This window comes from Sphaerisporangium fuscum, assembly GCF_018531465.1.
GTDB classification, from domain to species: Bacteria; Actinomycetota; Actinomycetes; order Streptosporangiales; family Streptosporangiaceae; genus Sphaerisporangium; species Sphaerisporangium fuscum.
Genome location: NZ_JAHDTF010000024.1, coordinates 137710 through 153227, shown reverse-complemented (window position 1 = coordinate 153227; position 15518 = coordinate 137710). Strand labels below are relative to the sequence as shown.

13 protein-coding genes are annotated in these 15518 nt (G+C 71.9%); 5 read left to right on the top strand and 8 right to left on the bottom strand.

All coding sequences use genetic code 11. The features are described from left to right. The first annotated feature begins 34 nt into the window (after window positions 1-34). From KIK05_RS29435 to KIK05_RS29425, 3 genes are all read left to right on the top strand, one after another. Entirely contained in the window at window positions 35-955 is a 921-nt protein-coding gene (locus KIK05_RS29435; protein ID WP_214414118.1) for a LysR family transcriptional regulator, read from the top strand. A gap of 134 nt (window positions 956-1089) precedes the next feature. After that, a complete protein-coding gene (locus KIK05_RS29430) occupies window positions 1090-2280 on the top strand; it encodes a CaiB/BaiF CoA transferase family protein (RefSeq protein WP_214414117.1) in 1191 nt (396 codons plus the stop codon). A 45-nt stretch (window positions 2281-2325) separates the two neighbouring features. Continuing rightward, a complete protein-coding gene (locus KIK05_RS29425) occupies window positions 2326-3510 on the top strand; it encodes an acyl-CoA dehydrogenase family protein (RefSeq protein WP_214414116.1) in 1185 nt (394 codons plus the stop codon). Window positions 3511-3563: 53 nt separating this feature from the next. Here the strand turns inward: KIK05_RS29425 and KIK05_RS29420 are convergent, their stop codons facing one another. After that, window positions 3564-6110: a PQQ-dependent sugar dehydrogenase gene (locus KIK05_RS29420; protein ID WP_214414115.1), complete on the bottom strand. Its 2547-nt coding sequence runs from the start codon at window positions 6108-6110 to the stop codon at window positions 3564-3566. A 170-nt stretch (window positions 6111-6280) separates the two neighbouring features. Between KIK05_RS29420 and KIK05_RS29415 the strand changes: the two genes are divergently transcribed. Continuing rightward, complete coding sequence (locus KIK05_RS29415) at window positions 6281-6823, top strand: GNAT family N-acetyltransferase (protein WP_214414114.1); 543 nt, start codon at window positions 6281-6283, stop codon at window positions 6821-6823. A 27-nt stretch (window positions 6824-6850) separates the two neighbouring features. On the opposite strand, the gene KIK05_RS29410 is transcribed toward KIK05_RS29415, so the two are convergent. From KIK05_RS29410 to KIK05_RS29395, 4 genes are all read right to left on the bottom strand, one after another. Beyond that, window positions 6851-8065: a Dyp-type peroxidase gene (locus tag KIK05_RS29410; protein WP_214414113.1), complete on the bottom strand. Its 1215-nt coding sequence runs from the start codon at window positions 8063-8065 to the stop codon at window positions 6851-6853. Between the two features lie 3 nt (window positions 8066-8068). Then, window positions 8069-8614, bottom strand: a complete 546-nt coding sequence (locus KIK05_RS29405; protein WP_214414112.1) for a copper chaperone PCu(A)C — start codon at window positions 8612-8614, stop codon at window positions 8069-8071. 202 nt (window positions 8615-8816) lie between these two features. Further along, window positions 8817-9371 carry an MFS transporter gene (locus KIK05_RS29400; protein ID WP_214414111.1) on the bottom strand — a complete coding sequence of 185 codons (555 nt, stop codon included), beginning with the start codon at window positions 9369-9371 and terminating at the stop codon, window positions 8817-8819. A 149-nt stretch (window positions 9372-9520) separates the two neighbouring features. Beyond that, on the bottom strand, window positions 9521-10966 hold the full coding sequence (locus KIK05_RS29395) for a purine-cytosine permease family protein (protein WP_214414110.1): 1446 nt from the start codon (window positions 10964-10966) through the stop codon (window positions 9521-9523). 106 nt (window positions 10967-11072) lie between these two features. Here KIK05_RS29395 and KIK05_RS29390 point away from each other — a divergent pair, with 106 nt between their 5' ends. Next, window positions 11073-12629, top strand: a complete 1557-nt coding sequence (locus tag KIK05_RS29390) for a PucR family transcriptional regulator (protein ID WP_214414109.1) — start codon at window positions 11073-11075, stop codon at window positions 12627-12629. 51 nt (window positions 12630-12680) lie between these two features. On the opposite strand, the gene KIK05_RS29385 is transcribed toward KIK05_RS29390, so the two are convergent. The 3 genes from KIK05_RS29385 to KIK05_RS29375 are packed head-to-tail and all read right to left on the bottom strand — an operon-like array spanning window position 12681 to window position 15304. Further along, window positions 12681-13547 carry a polysaccharide deacetylase family protein gene (locus tag KIK05_RS29385; RefSeq protein WP_214414108.1) on the bottom strand — a complete coding sequence of 289 codons (867 nt, stop codon included), beginning with the start codon at window positions 13545-13547 and terminating at the stop codon, window positions 12681-12683. 21 nt (window positions 13548-13568) lie between these two features. Further along, entirely contained in the window at window positions 13569-14699 is a 1131-nt protein-coding gene (locus KIK05_RS29380) for an oxidoreductase (protein WP_214414107.1), read from the bottom strand. Beyond that, the gene (locus KIK05_RS29375; RefSeq protein WP_308250170.1) at window positions 14696-15304 is read right to left on the bottom strand and encodes a DUF1989 domain-containing protein; all 609 of its coding nucleotides are present in this window, start codon (window positions 15302-15304) and stop codon (window positions 14696-14698) included. Before KIK05_RS29375 ends, KIK05_RS29380 begins: the two co-directional genes overlap by 4 nt. Between the last annotated feature and the right edge of the window lie 214 nt (window positions 15305-15518).

The window sequence follows — 15518 nt, the reverse complement described above, 5'->3', positions numbered from 1 at the left end:
GCCGCCGGGTGGGTGCTGAGTAGCATCGCTGCTGATGGAGGTGTACCACTTACGCTATTTCGTCGCCGTCGCCGAGCAGCTGAACTTCTCCGAGGCGGCGCGGCGGTTGCACATGGCCACCTCCCCCCTGAGCCGCCGGGTGCGTGATCTGGAACGCGAGCTCGGTACCGCCCTGTTCGAACGCGACTCCCACCACGTCCGGCTGACCGAGGCCGGCGCCGCGCTGCTCCCCCTGGCCAAGGAGATCCTCGGCCGCGTCGACGACATTCCTTGGCGGCTGCGACAGGCCACCGGCGAGGAACCGGTGGCCGTGCTCGTCGGCGTCCCCCCGGGCCTGCACACGCGGCTGCGGGAGAGGCTCCGGGAGCTGGAGTGCCGCTGCGCGGGGCGGCACACGATCAGGCGGTGGCCGGGGGTGACCGACGACCTGGTGCGCGGGGTCGAGCGGGGCGAACTGGCCCTGGCCCTGGCCCGCCTCCCCGTGCACGGCGCCGGGCTCGCGGTGCGGGAGGTGTTCTCCGAGCCGCTCGGCGCGCTGCTGCCTGCGGCGGAGTTCGGCTCGCGCACGTCGGTCTCCCTGGCCGAGCTCAGGGACCACGCCTACGTGCTCCCCGCTCCCGGAACGGCGCCGGCCTATTTCCGGCAGATCGACGAATGGCTCTCCTCCGCCGGGATAAAGAAACGTGTCCAGTTGAAGTCCGCCGATTACGCGAGCGTCGGGGAAATCATCGCCGGAGGGTCGGCTTTCGCCGTTTCGATGCTCGATCCCGAAAGCACCATGCAGAAATACCGGGATGAGCAGAACGTAATGCTGCCGTTCTCCGATTTCCGCCCCGCGCTCGCCACCGGCCTCGTGTGGCGCTCGGACAGATTCGATCAAGACGCTGACGTGCGCGAAGTCGTCGAGCGGGCGCAGGAGATCTTCATGCCCCCCTTCACGGACGCCCCGGCGTGACCGGCGCGGTCACGCCGCCTTTCTCCAATCGGCACAGCCGATAGTCAGCATTGCTGAAGTTCGGGCGGTACCGTCGAAATCGTAGGAACCAGAAAGCGCACGACGGCGACGTCGGTGTTATTCCAGGAGTCACGATGCCGAGAACACAGGGCCCCGGCCGGACGGCCACCGGCCCCCTGGCGGGGGTGCGGGTCATCGACATGTCGACGGTGGTGATGGGCCCGTACGCCGCGCAGATCCTCGGCGATCTGGGCGCGGACGTCGTCAAGATCGAGTCGCCCCGGGACGTCGTCCACGCCGGCACGATGCGCCGCAGCCCCGGCATGACGTCCCTGCACCTCAACGTCAACCGCAACAAGCGCAGCGTCCGGCTGGACCTCAAGGACGACACCGGTCGTGAGCGGGCGCTGGAGCTGATCGGCGCGGCCGACATCCTCATCACCAACATGCGGATCGGCGCGCTGCGCAGGCTCGGGATGGACCACGAGTCGTTGCGCGAGCGGTTCCCCCGGCTCGTCTACGCGCACGCGCAGGGGTTCCGTCCCGACTCCGACCGGGCGGAGCTGGCCGCCTACGACGAGACCATCCAGGCCGCGTCCGGCATGATCGACATGGCCGCCCGCGCCGGCGACCTCGGCGAGCCGGTGGTGCTGCCCACCATCCTGGCCGACAAGGTCTCGGCCCTGACCATCGCCTACAGCGTCCTGGCCGCGCTGGTCCACCAGCGCGCCACCGGACAGGGGCAGCTCGTCGAGATCCCCATGGCCGACACGATGATCGCCTTCAACCTCGTCGAGCACCTGCAGGGCAGGACGTTCGAGCCGGCCCTGGGCCCCACCGGGTACGCCCCGGCGATGAACAGAGGCCACCGCGCCCGCCCCACCAGAGACGGCCTGGCCATGATCATCCCCTACACTCCCCAGAACTTCCGGGACCTGTTCGCAGCCGCCGGCCGGCCCGACCTGGCCGAGGACCCGCGCCTCGGCGGCGCCTTCGTCGACGCAGTGCAGGACGGCGCCGCCCTGTCCGAGCTCGTGGAGTCGGTGACACCGCTGCTGACCACGGCGGAGTGGGCGGAGGTGTGCGCCAAGCACAGCATCCCCTTCGGCCCGGTGCTGCGCCTGGAGGAGGCGGCCGAGGACCCCTATGTCCGTGAGGGCCACCTCCTGGACCTCGCCGAGCACCCCACCGAGGGGCCGTACCGCGTGATCGGCATCCCCATGCGCTTCTCGGCGACCCCCGCGTCCGTCCGCCGCCACGCGCCGCGCCCCGGGCAGGACACCGAGGACGTGCTCGCCGAGCTGCCCGGGACGCGGCCCGCCTGACCCCGAAACGACCTTCTCCGACTCTCCTGTGACAGGTGATGTGCGATGACCTCCGCCGCCAAGACCGACCCCGACTTCTTCGGCTTCGCCGACCTGCTGACCGACGCCGAGCGCGCGAGGCTCGCCGGGATCCGTGAGTATCTGGAACGCGAGATCAGGCCGCTCGCCGACGCGGCGTGGGCGTCCTCGGAGTTCCCGTTCGAGGTGATCCCGAAGTTCGCCGAGCTGGACCTCGCGGCGCTGTCCGCCCCCGCGTTCAGCGGCGCCGAGCCCGCGCGGGCGCTGTTCAGCGGCTTCGTGTCGCTGGAGATGAACCGCGTTGACCCGTCCATCGCGGTGGCGCACGGTGTGCACGCGGGCCTGGCCATGAGCAGCATCGACGGGGGCGGCGACGACGACCAGCGCGCCCGCTGGCTGCCCGACATGGTGAAGTGGAACAAGATCGGCGCCTTCGCGCTCACCGAGCCGGAGGGCGGCTCGGACGTGGCGGGAGGCATGCGCACCACCGCGCGCCGCGAGGGCGGCCACTGGGTGCTCAACGGCGCCAAGCGGTGGATCGGCAACGGCACCTTCGCCGACCTGGTCGTGGTGTGGGCCCGCGACGTCGCCGACGGCCGGGTGAAAGGCTTCGTCGTCGAGAAGGGAGCCCCCGGCTTCACCACGAGCAAGATCGAGGGCAAGATCGCGCTGCGGAGCGTGCAGAACGCCGACATCAGGCTGGACGACGTGCGGGTGCGGGAGGAGGATCGCCTGCAGCGTGTCAACGGCTTCCGGGACGTCGCCAACGTGCTGCGCAGGACGCGCGGCGGGGTCGCCTGGCAGGCCCTCGGCGTGTCGGTGCGCGCCTACGAGCTGGCCCTGCGCTACGCCGGTGAGCGGGAGCAGTTCGGCCGGCCCATCGCGGGCTTCCAGATGATCCAGGATCTGCTGGTGAGGATGCTCGGGAACGTCACCGCGTCGTTCGGCGTGGTGGTGCGCCTGGCGCAACTGGCCGACGAGGGCGAAGCGACCCCCGAGCGGGCGGCGCTGGCCAAGGCGTTCACCACCACGCGGATGCGCGAGGTCGTCTCCTGGGCCCGGGAGCTGTTCGGCGGGAACGGCATCGTGCTCGACCACGAGATCGCGAAGTTCTTCGCGGACGCCGAGGCGATCTACTCCTTCGAGGGCAGCCGCGAGATGAACACGCTCATCGTCGGCAAGGCCGTCACCGGGCACAGCGCCTTCGTCTGAGCACGGCGGGCGGCGTGCCCGGCCCTTCGCCGGGGCCCGGCACGCCGTCGCCGTCAGCCCGCGGAGGCGTTCGAGTCGCCGGACGGTTTCACGCTCGCGACGTCGTGCGCCCGGAGGGCGGTCTCCACCGCCGCGACGGTCGAGCTCGAACCCGACGAGCCGCTCGTCAGGCCGAACGGCTGGCCCGCGAACTTCAGCCGCACGATGACGTTGTCGAGCACGGACGGCGTGCCGCCGTTCTTGTCGTTGTTCGTCGAGGTCAGCCACAGGCCGCCGTCCGGGGTCTTGACGACGGTGCGCAGCCGGCCCCAGCGGCCGTTGAAGAACGCCCTCGGCGTGTCGGTCGTACTGCCGGTGATCTTCATGACCCACAGGCGCTCACCGCGGACGGCCGCCATGTAGATCCAGTCGTTGACGATCTCGATGCCGCTGGGCGAGGCGGAGGCGACGTCCCACTGCCGCACCGGGCTGACGTACGCCGAGTTGCCGCACTTGCCCTCGCAGTTCGGCCAGCCGTAGTTCTTGCCCGGCTGGATCAGGTTGAGCTCGTCCCAGGTGCTGTCGCCGAACTCGGCCTCCCACAGCCGTCCCTGCGAGTCCCACGCCAGCCCCTGCGGGTTGCGGTGGCCGAGGCTGTACACGCGGGGGGCGCTCGGGAACGGGTTGCCGGGCGCGCCGGCGCCGGTGGGCGTGACGCGCAGGATCTTGCCGTTGAGGGAGTTGAGGTCCTGCGCCCGGTCGGGCACCTGGCCCTCGCCGGTCGTGATGTAGAGGTATCCGTCCGGCCCGAACTTGATCCGGCCGCCGTTGTGGAACTTGTTCTTGGCGATACCGGTGACGATCGGCTCGCGGGGGCCGATCTGCCCGTTCTCGTACTTGAACCGGGCCACGCGGTTGTCGGAGGAGGAGGTGTACATCACGTAGACGTAGTGGTCGGTGGAGAAGTTCGGCGAGGCGGCGAGGCCGAGCAGGCCGCCCTCACCGCCGGTGGTCACCGCTTCGGTGATCTTGCCGACGACGGTCTTCTGGCCGCTCAGCGTCACCCGCACGATCTCGAACCGGTCGCGCTCGGCCACCAGGGCGCTCTTGTCGGGCAGGAAGGTGATGCCCCACGGCAGGTCGAGCGTGGTGACGTCCTTGTCGTAGACCGGGTCGCCGCCGGTCGCGGTGGTGCCCGTCCTGACGGTGATCGCGGCGCTGCGGGACGAGGTGTTGCCGTTGGCGTCGAACGCCTCGACGGCGAAGGAGTAGCTCGTGTTCGGCGTCAGCCCGTCCGCGGTGGCGGTGAGGTCGGGCACCGTGGCGAACCTCGTCCCGTCGCGGTACACGTTGTAGCCGGTGACGGCGACGTTGTCGGTGGCGGCGTCCCAGGCCAGGGTGATGCTGCTCGCCCCGATATTGGTGGCGTGCAGGTTCGGCGGCGTGCCGGGCGGCTGGGTGTCGTCGCTCGGCGGCGTGGTGACGTCGACGTTGTCGCTGCCCTGCGAGGCGTTCCCGGCCGCGTCGTAGGCCAGGACGCTGAGCACGTAGCGCGTGTTCGGCGTGAGTCCCGGGACGGTCGTGCTCGTGACGTTGCCGCCCACGACGGCCAGCACGTTCCCGCCGTTGTAGATCTTGTACTGGGACACGCCGACGTTGTCGGCCGAGGCGTCCCAGGCCAGGTCGACCGACGTGGGCCTGACCTCGCCCACGACGCGCAGGTTGGACGGCGCGGACGGCGGCTGGGTGTCCGACGGTGCCGAGGCGCTCAGGCGGTCGAGGTTGGGCCCGCCGTTGGCGGTGGTGGCGGTGGCCCGCACCTTGTTGGCCCCGGCGGTCAGGACGGCTCGCACGGTCTTGCCGGCCCAGGTGTCCCAGTTCCCGGTGCCGGGGAAGGACACGCCCGAGGAGACGACGGTGCCGTTGACCGTGACGTCCATCGGCCTGTCGACCGTGGTGCCGTTGGCGTACCGCAGGGTCAGGGCGTAGTCGCCGGCGGTCGCGGCGTTCACGGTGAACTCGACGTAGGAGCCGGTGACGTTGTCGTAGTCGACGAACCCGGTGCCGGTGTACCCGGTGTGGTTGGACTCGACGACGCCCCGGGAGATCGTGGCGTTCTCGGCCTGGTAGTCCGGGCTCGGGGCCGCCACCTCGACGTCGACGTAGTCGAGGTTGGGGTTGCCGCCCGCGCTGGTGGCCGTGATCCTGATGGTGTTGGCGCCCGCCTTGACCGGGGCGGTCAGGGTCGAGGTGGCCCAGGTGTCCCAGTCGGCGGTGGCGCCGAAGGCGCGGGCGGCCGAGACGACGGTCCCGTTGACGGCGACGTCGGCGGGCCGGTTCGCGCTCGTGCCGTTGGCGTACCGGATGCCGATGGTGGCCGTTCCGGCCGTCGCCGCGGTGACGGAGAACTCGACGTAGCCGCCCGCGACGTTGTCGCCGTTGACGAAGCCGGTGCCGGAGTATCCGGTGTGGTCGGACTCGACGGCGCCCTGGGAGATGGTGGCCGACTCCGCCTCGTACCGCGTGGGGGCGGCGGAGACGGGGAGGGCCGCCTGCAGACTGAGCAGCAGCCCTGCCACGAGCGCGCCCGCGAGTGGGCGCACCCGGTGTGGAGACCTCATCGGTCCTCCTGCTGGGTCGGGGGGAGAAGGCGGAGGCATTGTTAGGAAGGCTTCCTAACATTTTCCGCCAGAATCGACCAGTACCGCGCACCTGTCAAGACGGTCCCGCCCACGGGAACCGCGGAGCAGCGGGATAAGATCGCCCCCAAACTCCGGCGAAAGCAGAGGGCATGCCAGAGGCGACCATCCGTCCCGCGCGGCGGGACGACCTGACGGCCGTGGCCGAGATCTACGCGCACTACGTGGCCGGCACCGTGATCACCTTCGAGGAGACGCCGCCGACCGTCGCCGACTGGGGGCAGCGGCTCGACGACCTCACCCGCCGCGGCCTCCCCTTCCTGGTCGCCGAGACCGCCGGGGAGGTCGCCGGCTACGCCTACGCCGGCCCGTGGCGTCCCAAACCCGCCTACCGGTACACCGTGGAGGACTCGATCTACCTCGCCCCCGGCCGGACCGGACAGGGGCTGGGCGGCGCCCTGCTGGAGGCGCTGCTGGCGGGGGCCACCGCCGCCGGTGCGCGCCAGATGATCGCCGTGATCGCCGACACCGGCAGCGACGCCTCGGCCGCGCTCCACCGCCGTTTCGGCTTCAGCGAGGCGGGCCGTCTGGCGGACGTGGGCTTCAAGCACGACCGGTGGGTCGACACCCTGCTGATGCAACGGGCCCTGCACCCCGGCACGTCCGGCCGGGCGGAGCGGCCGGATCCGGTGTGACCCCGGCCGCTCCGCCCGGTCCTCGGCTCAGCCGAGGAGGGTTTCGCCGATCCAGCCCGTGGGGCCGCATCCGGGTGGGATCGCGAACACCGCCGAGCCGATAGGGGTGGTCCATTCGTTGAGGAGGTCCAGCTCGGCCAGCTTCCGCTGGACGGGGATGTACTGCCGGGCGATGTCGGCCTGGTAGGAGGCGAACAGCAACCCCGAGTCGGACTTCCCTTCCGCGTTGACGCCCTCGTCGTAGTTGTAGGGCCTGCGCAGCATCCGCATCGAGGGGTCCGGCACGCGGGCCCGCCTGATGTGGGCGAACTCGGAGATCACCGGCAGCCCGGACGGGTCCGTCCTGCCGAAGTCCGGCTCGTCGTGCTCGGCCCGGCCGGTGAGCGGCGCGCCGTCGTCCAGGCGGCGCCCGACGCTGAACTCCCTGCCCGACCGGTCGACGGCGTCCCAGGTCTCCAGTTCCATCCGGATACGCCTGAGCACCAGCGTGGTGCCGCCCCGCAGCCACGACGGCCCTTCGCTCACCCAGACCGCCTTGTCGAACTCCGGCGAGCCCGGCCGGGGGTTGACGGTGCCGTCCAGCTGCCCCATCAGGTTGCGCTGCGTCATGCCCGCCGGCTGGGTGTGGGGGCTGCGACGGAAGCCGCGCTGCGTCCAGCGCACCGTGGCGAAGGCCCGCGCGTCCTTGACGATCACACGCAGCGCGTGGGCGAGGGCGAGGCCGTCGTCGGCGCAGATCTGCACCAGCAGGTCCCCGCCACTCCAGTGCTCCTCCAACTTGTCGATCTTGAAGGACGGCAGCACGGCCACCGACCCGGGCCGCAGATCATCGGCCTTGACGGCGGTGAACAGCCCGGGGCCGAAACCGAAGGTCACCGTGAGCCGGGCGGGCAGCGCGGCGAGTTCGGTCTCGAGGTCGGCCAGGGCCGGTCGTCCGGCGGTGAGCCGGCGGGCGTCGTCGGTGAGCAGCCGCATCAGCCGTACGACGGCCTCACGGTCGGTGCCCGGCCGCAGGTCCAGGCCGAGGAACACGGCGTGGGCCTGCGGGAGGGTGGCGACACCGGCCTGGTGCGGCCCGTGGAACTCCTCGGCCGCCGAGCCGTCGGCGACGGGACGGGCGGCCGGGGCCGCCGCGGGGGCGGCCCGGTCGGGAGCGCAGGCGGCCAGGGCGCCGACCGCGGTGACGGCGCCTCCCGCGAGCAGTCCCCTGCGGCTGAGGCGATGTTCGGGGGTGGACCTCACCGCTCAGCCCTTGCCCTTGTCCATGCCGGGCTGGTAGTCCTCCTTGCCGCCGGCGAAGTCCTTGCCGACCGCCGTGAACTCCAGCTTCCCGCCGTCCTTGAGCGTGAGCGTGAACGGGATCTGCGCGCCCGGCTTCACCTCCTGGCCCACGCCCATGAGCATGATGTGGTCGCCGCCGGGCTGGAGCTGATGGGTGCCGTGCGCCGGGACGGCGAAGCCGCCCTCCTTGGGCCGCATCACCATCTTGCCGCCGGAGTCGACGACCTCGTGCAGCTCGATCCTCGGGGACGCCGGCGAGGACGCCGAGACGACGGTGATCTCCGCGTCGGTGGTGTTGACGAGCGTGCCGAACGCGGCCGTCATCCCCTTCTTGGTGGTCTTGACCCAGGGGTCGGTGATGGAGAGCGCCGGGGCGGCGGCGGGCGCCGCGGTGGACGGCGCCGCGGCGGGGGTGGCGGTGGCGGGCGCGGGGGCCGGGGAACCGCAGCCGGCGAGAGCCGCGGCCGTGGCGAGCACGAGCGCGGCGGGGGCGAGACGACGAGCGAGCATGGTCGAGCCTTTCTGTGGCGGTCCGGAGCAGGCGCACGCCGAAGACGGCCTCGGCGCGGACACGCCGGACACGGAAGGTCACGCTGGTTTCGTGAGCCGGGCGGCGGAAGACGGCCCGGCAGGTCGAGGCCGGGCGGCGCCTCGGCGGCGGCCCGGCGGCATCGAAACGGCCGCGACGCCTCCGGCGACCGGAACGGTACGGTCAGGCGAAGGCGCCGGCGGCCGCCGAAGGCGGACCACGCCTGCTCACCGCGTGGCGCAACACGGCCGAGCGCAGGACCGGGGGCTCGGGGTCGCAGGCCGCCGGAGACGCCGGCGCGTACACCGGGTGCAGGTACGCCACCAGCAGGCGGCGGAGCCGGACGCCGAGCCGTCGCACCAGCCCCCACAGCAGGGCCTCGCCGCGTGCCAGCCACAATCCGGTGAGCGTCACGGCCCACCCGTGCATGAGCAGCATGCCGATGTCCGGCACGAGCCCCGAGTGGACGTGCGCGCCGGTCCCCCAGTGCGCTCCGGTGTGCGCCGAGGAGAACATCACGTGCAGGGCGACCTGCACGGCGGCGAGGAGCGGGAGGATCACGCGGATCGTGCGCTCACGACCCGTCAGGGGCAGCGCCGCGCCGAACGCCAGCACCAGACCGCCGGCCAGGTGGGGCGCCGACAGAGTGCCGCCGCCCAGGACGTGCGCCCCCACGCCCAGCACGAGGCACACCACGGCGAACGTGGCGGCCCGGACGAGGCGGAAGGGGAGGGTCACGGCCATAGGATCTTCATCATCTTATGCCAGGGTCCCGGGTTCGCACCCGGGTATGCGCCAGAAACCCGGACGGTCCAGGCATTCCGGAGTGGAGGCCCCCAGGAAATGCTCGAACCGTCCGGGGCGGGCCGGCACGTGGCCGGTGCCGGCTACTTCCCGCCGCTGACGGGGGTCTCGCCCGCCGTCGCGATCGAGACGGCGCCGGGTTTGCGCGCCCGGGTGAGCAGGTAGTACAGGCCGCCCGCCACGACGGCTCCCGACAGCCAGGAGAAGTCGGTGTTCCCCAGGGCCCGGGCGATCGGGCCCTGGGTGGCGGGCACCACGCCGTACTCCCAGCTCCACGCCGCGATCAGGCCGAGGCCGAGGCTCAGCAACGCCCGGCCGTTGACCGAGACGGCTCCCGGGCCGCCGTACAGCGACGGGATGTCCACGCGCCCGCGGCGCAGGACGAAGAAGTCGACCAGGATGACGCTCGCCCACGGGCTGATCCACACCAGGATCGAGACCATCCAGTTGTCGAAGGCTTGGGCGAAGCTCTCGGCGTTGATGAGGATCCCCAGCATGACCGAGGCGACCACGCCGGCGAACAGGACGACCTTCCACCGGGCCGCGCGGACGCCGATCGACAGCGCGGCGAGCGAGCAGGAGTACAGGTTGAGGATGTTGGTGGCGACAGGGCCGTGCATGATCAGAAGAAGGACGGGCACGGCCATGACGCCGAACGCGCCGATCACGAGCGTGGACGGCTCGCTGCCGCCGCCCGCGCCGGCCAGGCAGGCGCCGAGCGCCGCCAGCCACACCGTCGGCACGTACATGCCGAGCGCGGTGGACCAGAACACCGACTTGCCGGAGGCCCCGGGGCGGACGAAACGGCTGTAGTCCGCGGAATAGGGCAGCCAGGTGATGCCCCAGCCGATGCCGATGGCGGTGAGCAGCTGGGTCACGGCCGTGATCTTGGCTGCCGGGGTGGTCGCGGTGGCCGTCGTCCAGTCCAGGTGGGCCTGGCCGAGGGCGAGCACCGTCATGACCGCCATGATCAGTACGGTCGCGGGCACCGTGTACTTCTCGAAGGTGCGGATGGCGTAGAAGCCGTACAGGGCGAGGCCGAGCTGGACCAGCATGATGATCGCCGCGACCAGGTAGCGCAGGCCCGTGCCCCCGTCGACGCCCAGCTGCCGCAGGACGGCCAGGACCAGGTCGAGCACCACCCAGGTGTTGACGCCGACCCAGCCCATGGTCAGCAGGCACTGCACGAGCCCGGGCAGCACCGCGCCCCTGCGGCCGAAGGCGGCGCGCCCGAGCACCATCTGGTTGACCCCGGTGCGGTGGCCCATCATGTTGAACAGCCCGAAGACGGCGCAGCCCGCCAGGTTGCCCACCGCCACCACGGCCAGGGTCTCCAGCAGACTCAGCCCGAGCGTGATGCCCAGCGCGCCGAGCACCCAGTTGATGGGCGCGATGTTGGCCCCGGACCAGATCCAGAACTGCTGCCACGGTGTGGAGTCGCGGGCGGCCGCGGGGATGGGGTCGACGCCGTGCGCGTCGAACCGGACGGTGTCGGACTGCTCGATGGTGGGGACGTCGTGGGCTGGCATGGCCACCTCTCAATCTGTGATGCGGACCACGAAAGCACCGCGCCCGGCCCGGCAGGGAGTGGAGGAACCTCTAGAGATGGCCCGGTTCACAGGATAAGTTCATAGCGTGTTCTCCCTGAGTTCGCTGACGCGGGACCCCTCTCTCGAACTCCGTGTGATCTTCCCCGGCCCTCCGGGGGCACTGGACGCGGAGGTCGCGTGGGTGCACAACACCGAGCTGGCCGATCCGTCGGCCTACCTGCGCGAGCGCGAGCTGGTCATGACCAACGGCCTGTGGCTCAAGGACGCGACGCCGGAGGAGTTCGTGGCGAACGTGCGGCGCGCGGGCGCCGCGGGTGTCCTGTTCGGGCTGCGGCCCGGCGTCCCGGCCACGCCGAAGGAGCTGGTCGAGGCCTGCGAGGCGGCGGAGCTGCCGCTCATCGAGATCTCGCCGGGCGTGCCGTTCACCGCGGTGTCCCATGCCGCCGCCGCGATGTACGCCGAGGAGCGGCAGAGCGCGCTGGTGGGCATGGTGCGCAGAGGGGAGGCCCTGGCCGGGGCGATCTCGCGTGGCGCGGGCGCCTCCGGCGTGCTCGCCCTGCTCCGGCGTGATCACGACCTGCCGCTCGCCGTGGTCGACCGGGCCGGGCGGCTGCTCGCCGCGGCCGGCGCCGAGCTCGACGCCGCCCGGCTCCAAACGGTGGCCCGGGGCCTGGCCCGCCGCCCGCCGGCGCTGGAGGTGGACCTCGGGGAGGCGGGCTCGGCGACGCTCTTCCTGGTCGGCGCGGTCGGCGACGTCGACGCGGCGCTGGTCTGCCTGCGGCCGGTGAGCGCCCTGAGCCGGGCCGAGCACGACGCGCTGGGACAGGCGGCGCAGTTCCTCAGCCTCGAGGTGGCCAGGCAGCAGGCGGTGCAGGCGATCGAGCTCCGCTTCGCCAGTGAGCTGCTGGAGATGATCCTGTCCGGCGGGCGCCGGGCCGAGGTCGCCGGGCGGCTCCGCACGTTCGGGGTGGACGCCGAGGGGCCGCTCGCGGTGTGCGCCGTGGCCTTCTCGCGGGGGGACGCGGCCACCCTGCCCGGGCTCGCCGAGCTCGTCGGAGACTTCTTCGTCGCCGCGGGGATCCCGGTCGTCGCGGCGGGCGGCACCCAGGACGTCGTGGCGGTGCTGTCGTGGCGACGGCCCGGGCACGAACTGCCGCCGCTGGCGGCACGCCTGGTCAGGGCCGTGGAGGAACGCTTCCCCGACCGGCGCCCGGTGGTGGGGCTCGGGGGGACGGCCGATCACGCCGCGCTGCTGCGGGACCCGCTGATCCGTTCCCGGGAGACGTGCCGGGTCCTGCGGCGAGGCAGGAGCGGCTTCCAGGTGCGGACCTTCACCGAGCTGGGGACGCACCGCCTGCTCCTCGGGCTGCAGGATCCCGAGACGCTGCGCGGATTCGCCGACAGCGTGCTGGCGCCCGTCCGGGAGCACGACGTCAGGCGGATGACGGAGCTGGAGACGACGCTGCGCGCGTTCCTCGATCACGACGGGCAGTGGGCGGCGACGGCCGCCGCGCTCCACGTCCACGTCAACACCCTGCGCAACCGGCTGGCCAAGATCACCGAACTGACCGGCCGGGACGTCGGCCGCACCGAGGACCGCGTGGATCTCTACCTCGCCCTGGAGGCCGACGAACTGCGGTGACGGCTCAGCGGCCCGCCACCGGAGACCGGCGGCGGGCCGCTGAGAGCGCACTCACACCGGGTACGTCAGCGGATCGGCCTCGGGCTCCCGTTGCGGACGGACCGGCGTGGCCGGGTCGCCCGCCGCCGCCATCGCGACGTCACGGCAGCGGGCGAAGGTGACGTCGCCGCGCTCCAGCGCGTACTCGACGAGGCGGCGCAGCGCCTCGATCCGCCCCGGGCGGCCCGACAGGAAGGGGTGCAGGCAGAGGTTGAACAGGCATCGGTAGCGCCGCATGCCGTCCAGCTCCGCCCGCCACAGTTCCAGCGCCTTCGCCGGCGACTCGATCACCGAGCCGATGTGCGGCGCGGGCAGGTAGGCGTACTGCTCCCAGTCGTCCAGCGACCAGTGCACGGGCAGTTCGGTGATCTCACCGGCGGCGGTGGGGATCCGGTACGGCCGGTCGTCGCCCATGAGAGAGGAGTCGTAGCGCAGGCCGTGCTCCGCGACGAGCTCGGCCGTCCGCCAGGTCGACTCCCACAGCGCCGCGCGGTGCCCGGCGATCTCGATGTCCTGGTCGGCGAACACCTCCATCGCCCGCTCGAAGTCGGCCCGCTCCTCCTCGGGCGTCATCGAGGTGGGGGGCCGGTGGCTGTAGGAATGGTGCGCCACCTCGTGCCCCCGCTCCACGATCGAGGCCGCGAGGCCGGGCCGGTGCTCGGCGACCCAGCCCGGCACGAAGAACGTCGCGACGACGCCGAGCTCGTCCAGCAGCGTCAGGATGCGCGGCAGTCCGACGTCGGGCCCGTAGGCCTGGTGCGACATGGTGGTGGCGTGCCGCGCGTATTCGCGGCCCTGAGCGAGGATCGGCGTCTCCGCGTCCACGTCGAACGTCAACGTCGCGACGGCGGCGGCGCCGCCGTGCCAGCTATCGGTCATCTCGTCCTGCCATCACGACTCTCAACTCCCGGCTCGGCGAGTCTTGCGCCATTCGGCGGAGTTCGCCAGCGTCGCCATGGGCTCCAGCATGCCAGGATCGAACTTCTCCAGCTCCGCCCCGGCCGCGAGCCGGCGCGGCAGGTCGGGGTTGGCGAGCGCCCAGCGGCCGATCGCCAGCAGGTCGGCGTGGCCGTCCTCCAGCACCTGCGCCGCCTGCTCCGCGTCGTGCATGCCGCCGTTGGCGATCACGGGCAGGCCGCTCACCTTGCGGGCGAGCCCGGTGATCGTGCTGCCTCCGTCCAGGCGAGCGGTCTCCACCCAGTTCCGGCCCTCGCTGGCGACGTGGAGGTAGGTGGCGCCCGCGTCGGCCAGGGCGGCGAAGATGGCCTGCGCCTCGTGGGCCCCCGCCCAGCGGTGGGTGAAGTCGTTCACCTTGGTCTGCGACAGGCGGACTCCCACGCAGAAGTCCGGGCCGACGGCCGCGCGGATCGCGGCGACCACCTCGGCGGCCAGGCGGACCCGGTTGGCGACGGGGCCGCCGTAGGAGTCGTCGCGCCGGTTGGTGTAGGCGGTGAGGAACTGGTCCAGCAGGTAACCGTTGGCGCCGTGCACTTCGACGCCGTCGAAGCCGGCCTCGGCCGCGTTCACGGCGGAGGCGGCGAAGCCGTGGATCGCCTCCTCGATGTCCGCCACACTCATCTCCCGGGGCGTCGGCCACGAGCCGCTTCCGCCGTACTCGGGCAGCATCCGCCCCAGTGGCGGCACGGCGGACGGGCCGGCCGTGGCGGTCCCGTAGTGGCTGCCCTGGGACAGGGCGCCGGCGTGCATCAGTTGCAGCACGATGGGCACGCCCTGCGCGTGCACCCGTCCGGTGACCTCCCGCCAGGCGGCCACGTGCCGGCCGGTGACGATCCCCGGCTGGTTGAAGTACCCCTGGCTGTAGCGGGTGTCGGTGTAGGTGCCCTCGGTGATGACCAGGCCGAAGCCGCCCCGGGCGAACTCGCCGTAGTAGTCGGCCATCTCGGTGGTCGGCACGCCGTCCGGGGACGCCGACACCCTGGTCATGGGAGAGACGGCGAGCCGGTTGGCCAGACGCAGGTCGCCGATCCGGGTCGCGGCCAGCGCGGGGTGGGTGTTCGTGGCGGTGTTCATCGCGCGATCCATTCCTTGTCGTGAGGGGTGATGAGGTCGATCGCCAGATCCGTCGGACGGCCGCCATTGATGCCGACCACGTCCTGCGGGCACGCCGAGACCACGACCACGCAGTCCATTTCGGCCTGGAAGGTGATCGCGTCGCCCGGCCGGCTGGTCGCGGCCAGCCAGCTCAGCCGCCCTGATCCGTCCACGGGGATCCGCATGAACACGTTGACCGGCTGGGGCGTGTCGTCGATCGTCAGGCCGAGTTCGGCGAGGCAGCGGTCGAGGTTCTCCGCGCACGAGGCATGGCCCTGCGCCTCCCCCAGCGCCGCGTACCGCGCCGGGTCGCAGGCGGCGATCAGCATGTCGTGCCGGCCCGGGGAGGTGTCGGACACCAGGGTGAGGATCGGACGGCGGCGGTTGGTGACGAACGACTCGCCCACGGCGGGGAACAGGCTGCTGGTGTGACTGCGCGTGTGCGAGGCGCTGAGACGCTCCTTCACGTCGCCGGCGGCGAAGGCGAACAGATCGCCCACCTGGCCGCCGTGAAGATCGACCACACGGACCTGATGACCGGCGGCCACGGTGACCGCCCTTCCCTCGCGCGCCGGTACCGGCACGCGACCCTCCGAAGGCATCGTTTTCATGACGGCCAGCCAACCACCACACGCCCGCGCCGACCATGGATATTCACCCAGTAATCGGCTCTCTAGATGGAGCTATCTACAGTGGCAGGCTGCCGCCTCTCATGATCCTTAGGTCTCCTGGCGATCACACAGCCCCCCAAAAGCGACAAAACCTACTATTCGGATAGGCTAACCGGCGAAGTCACCG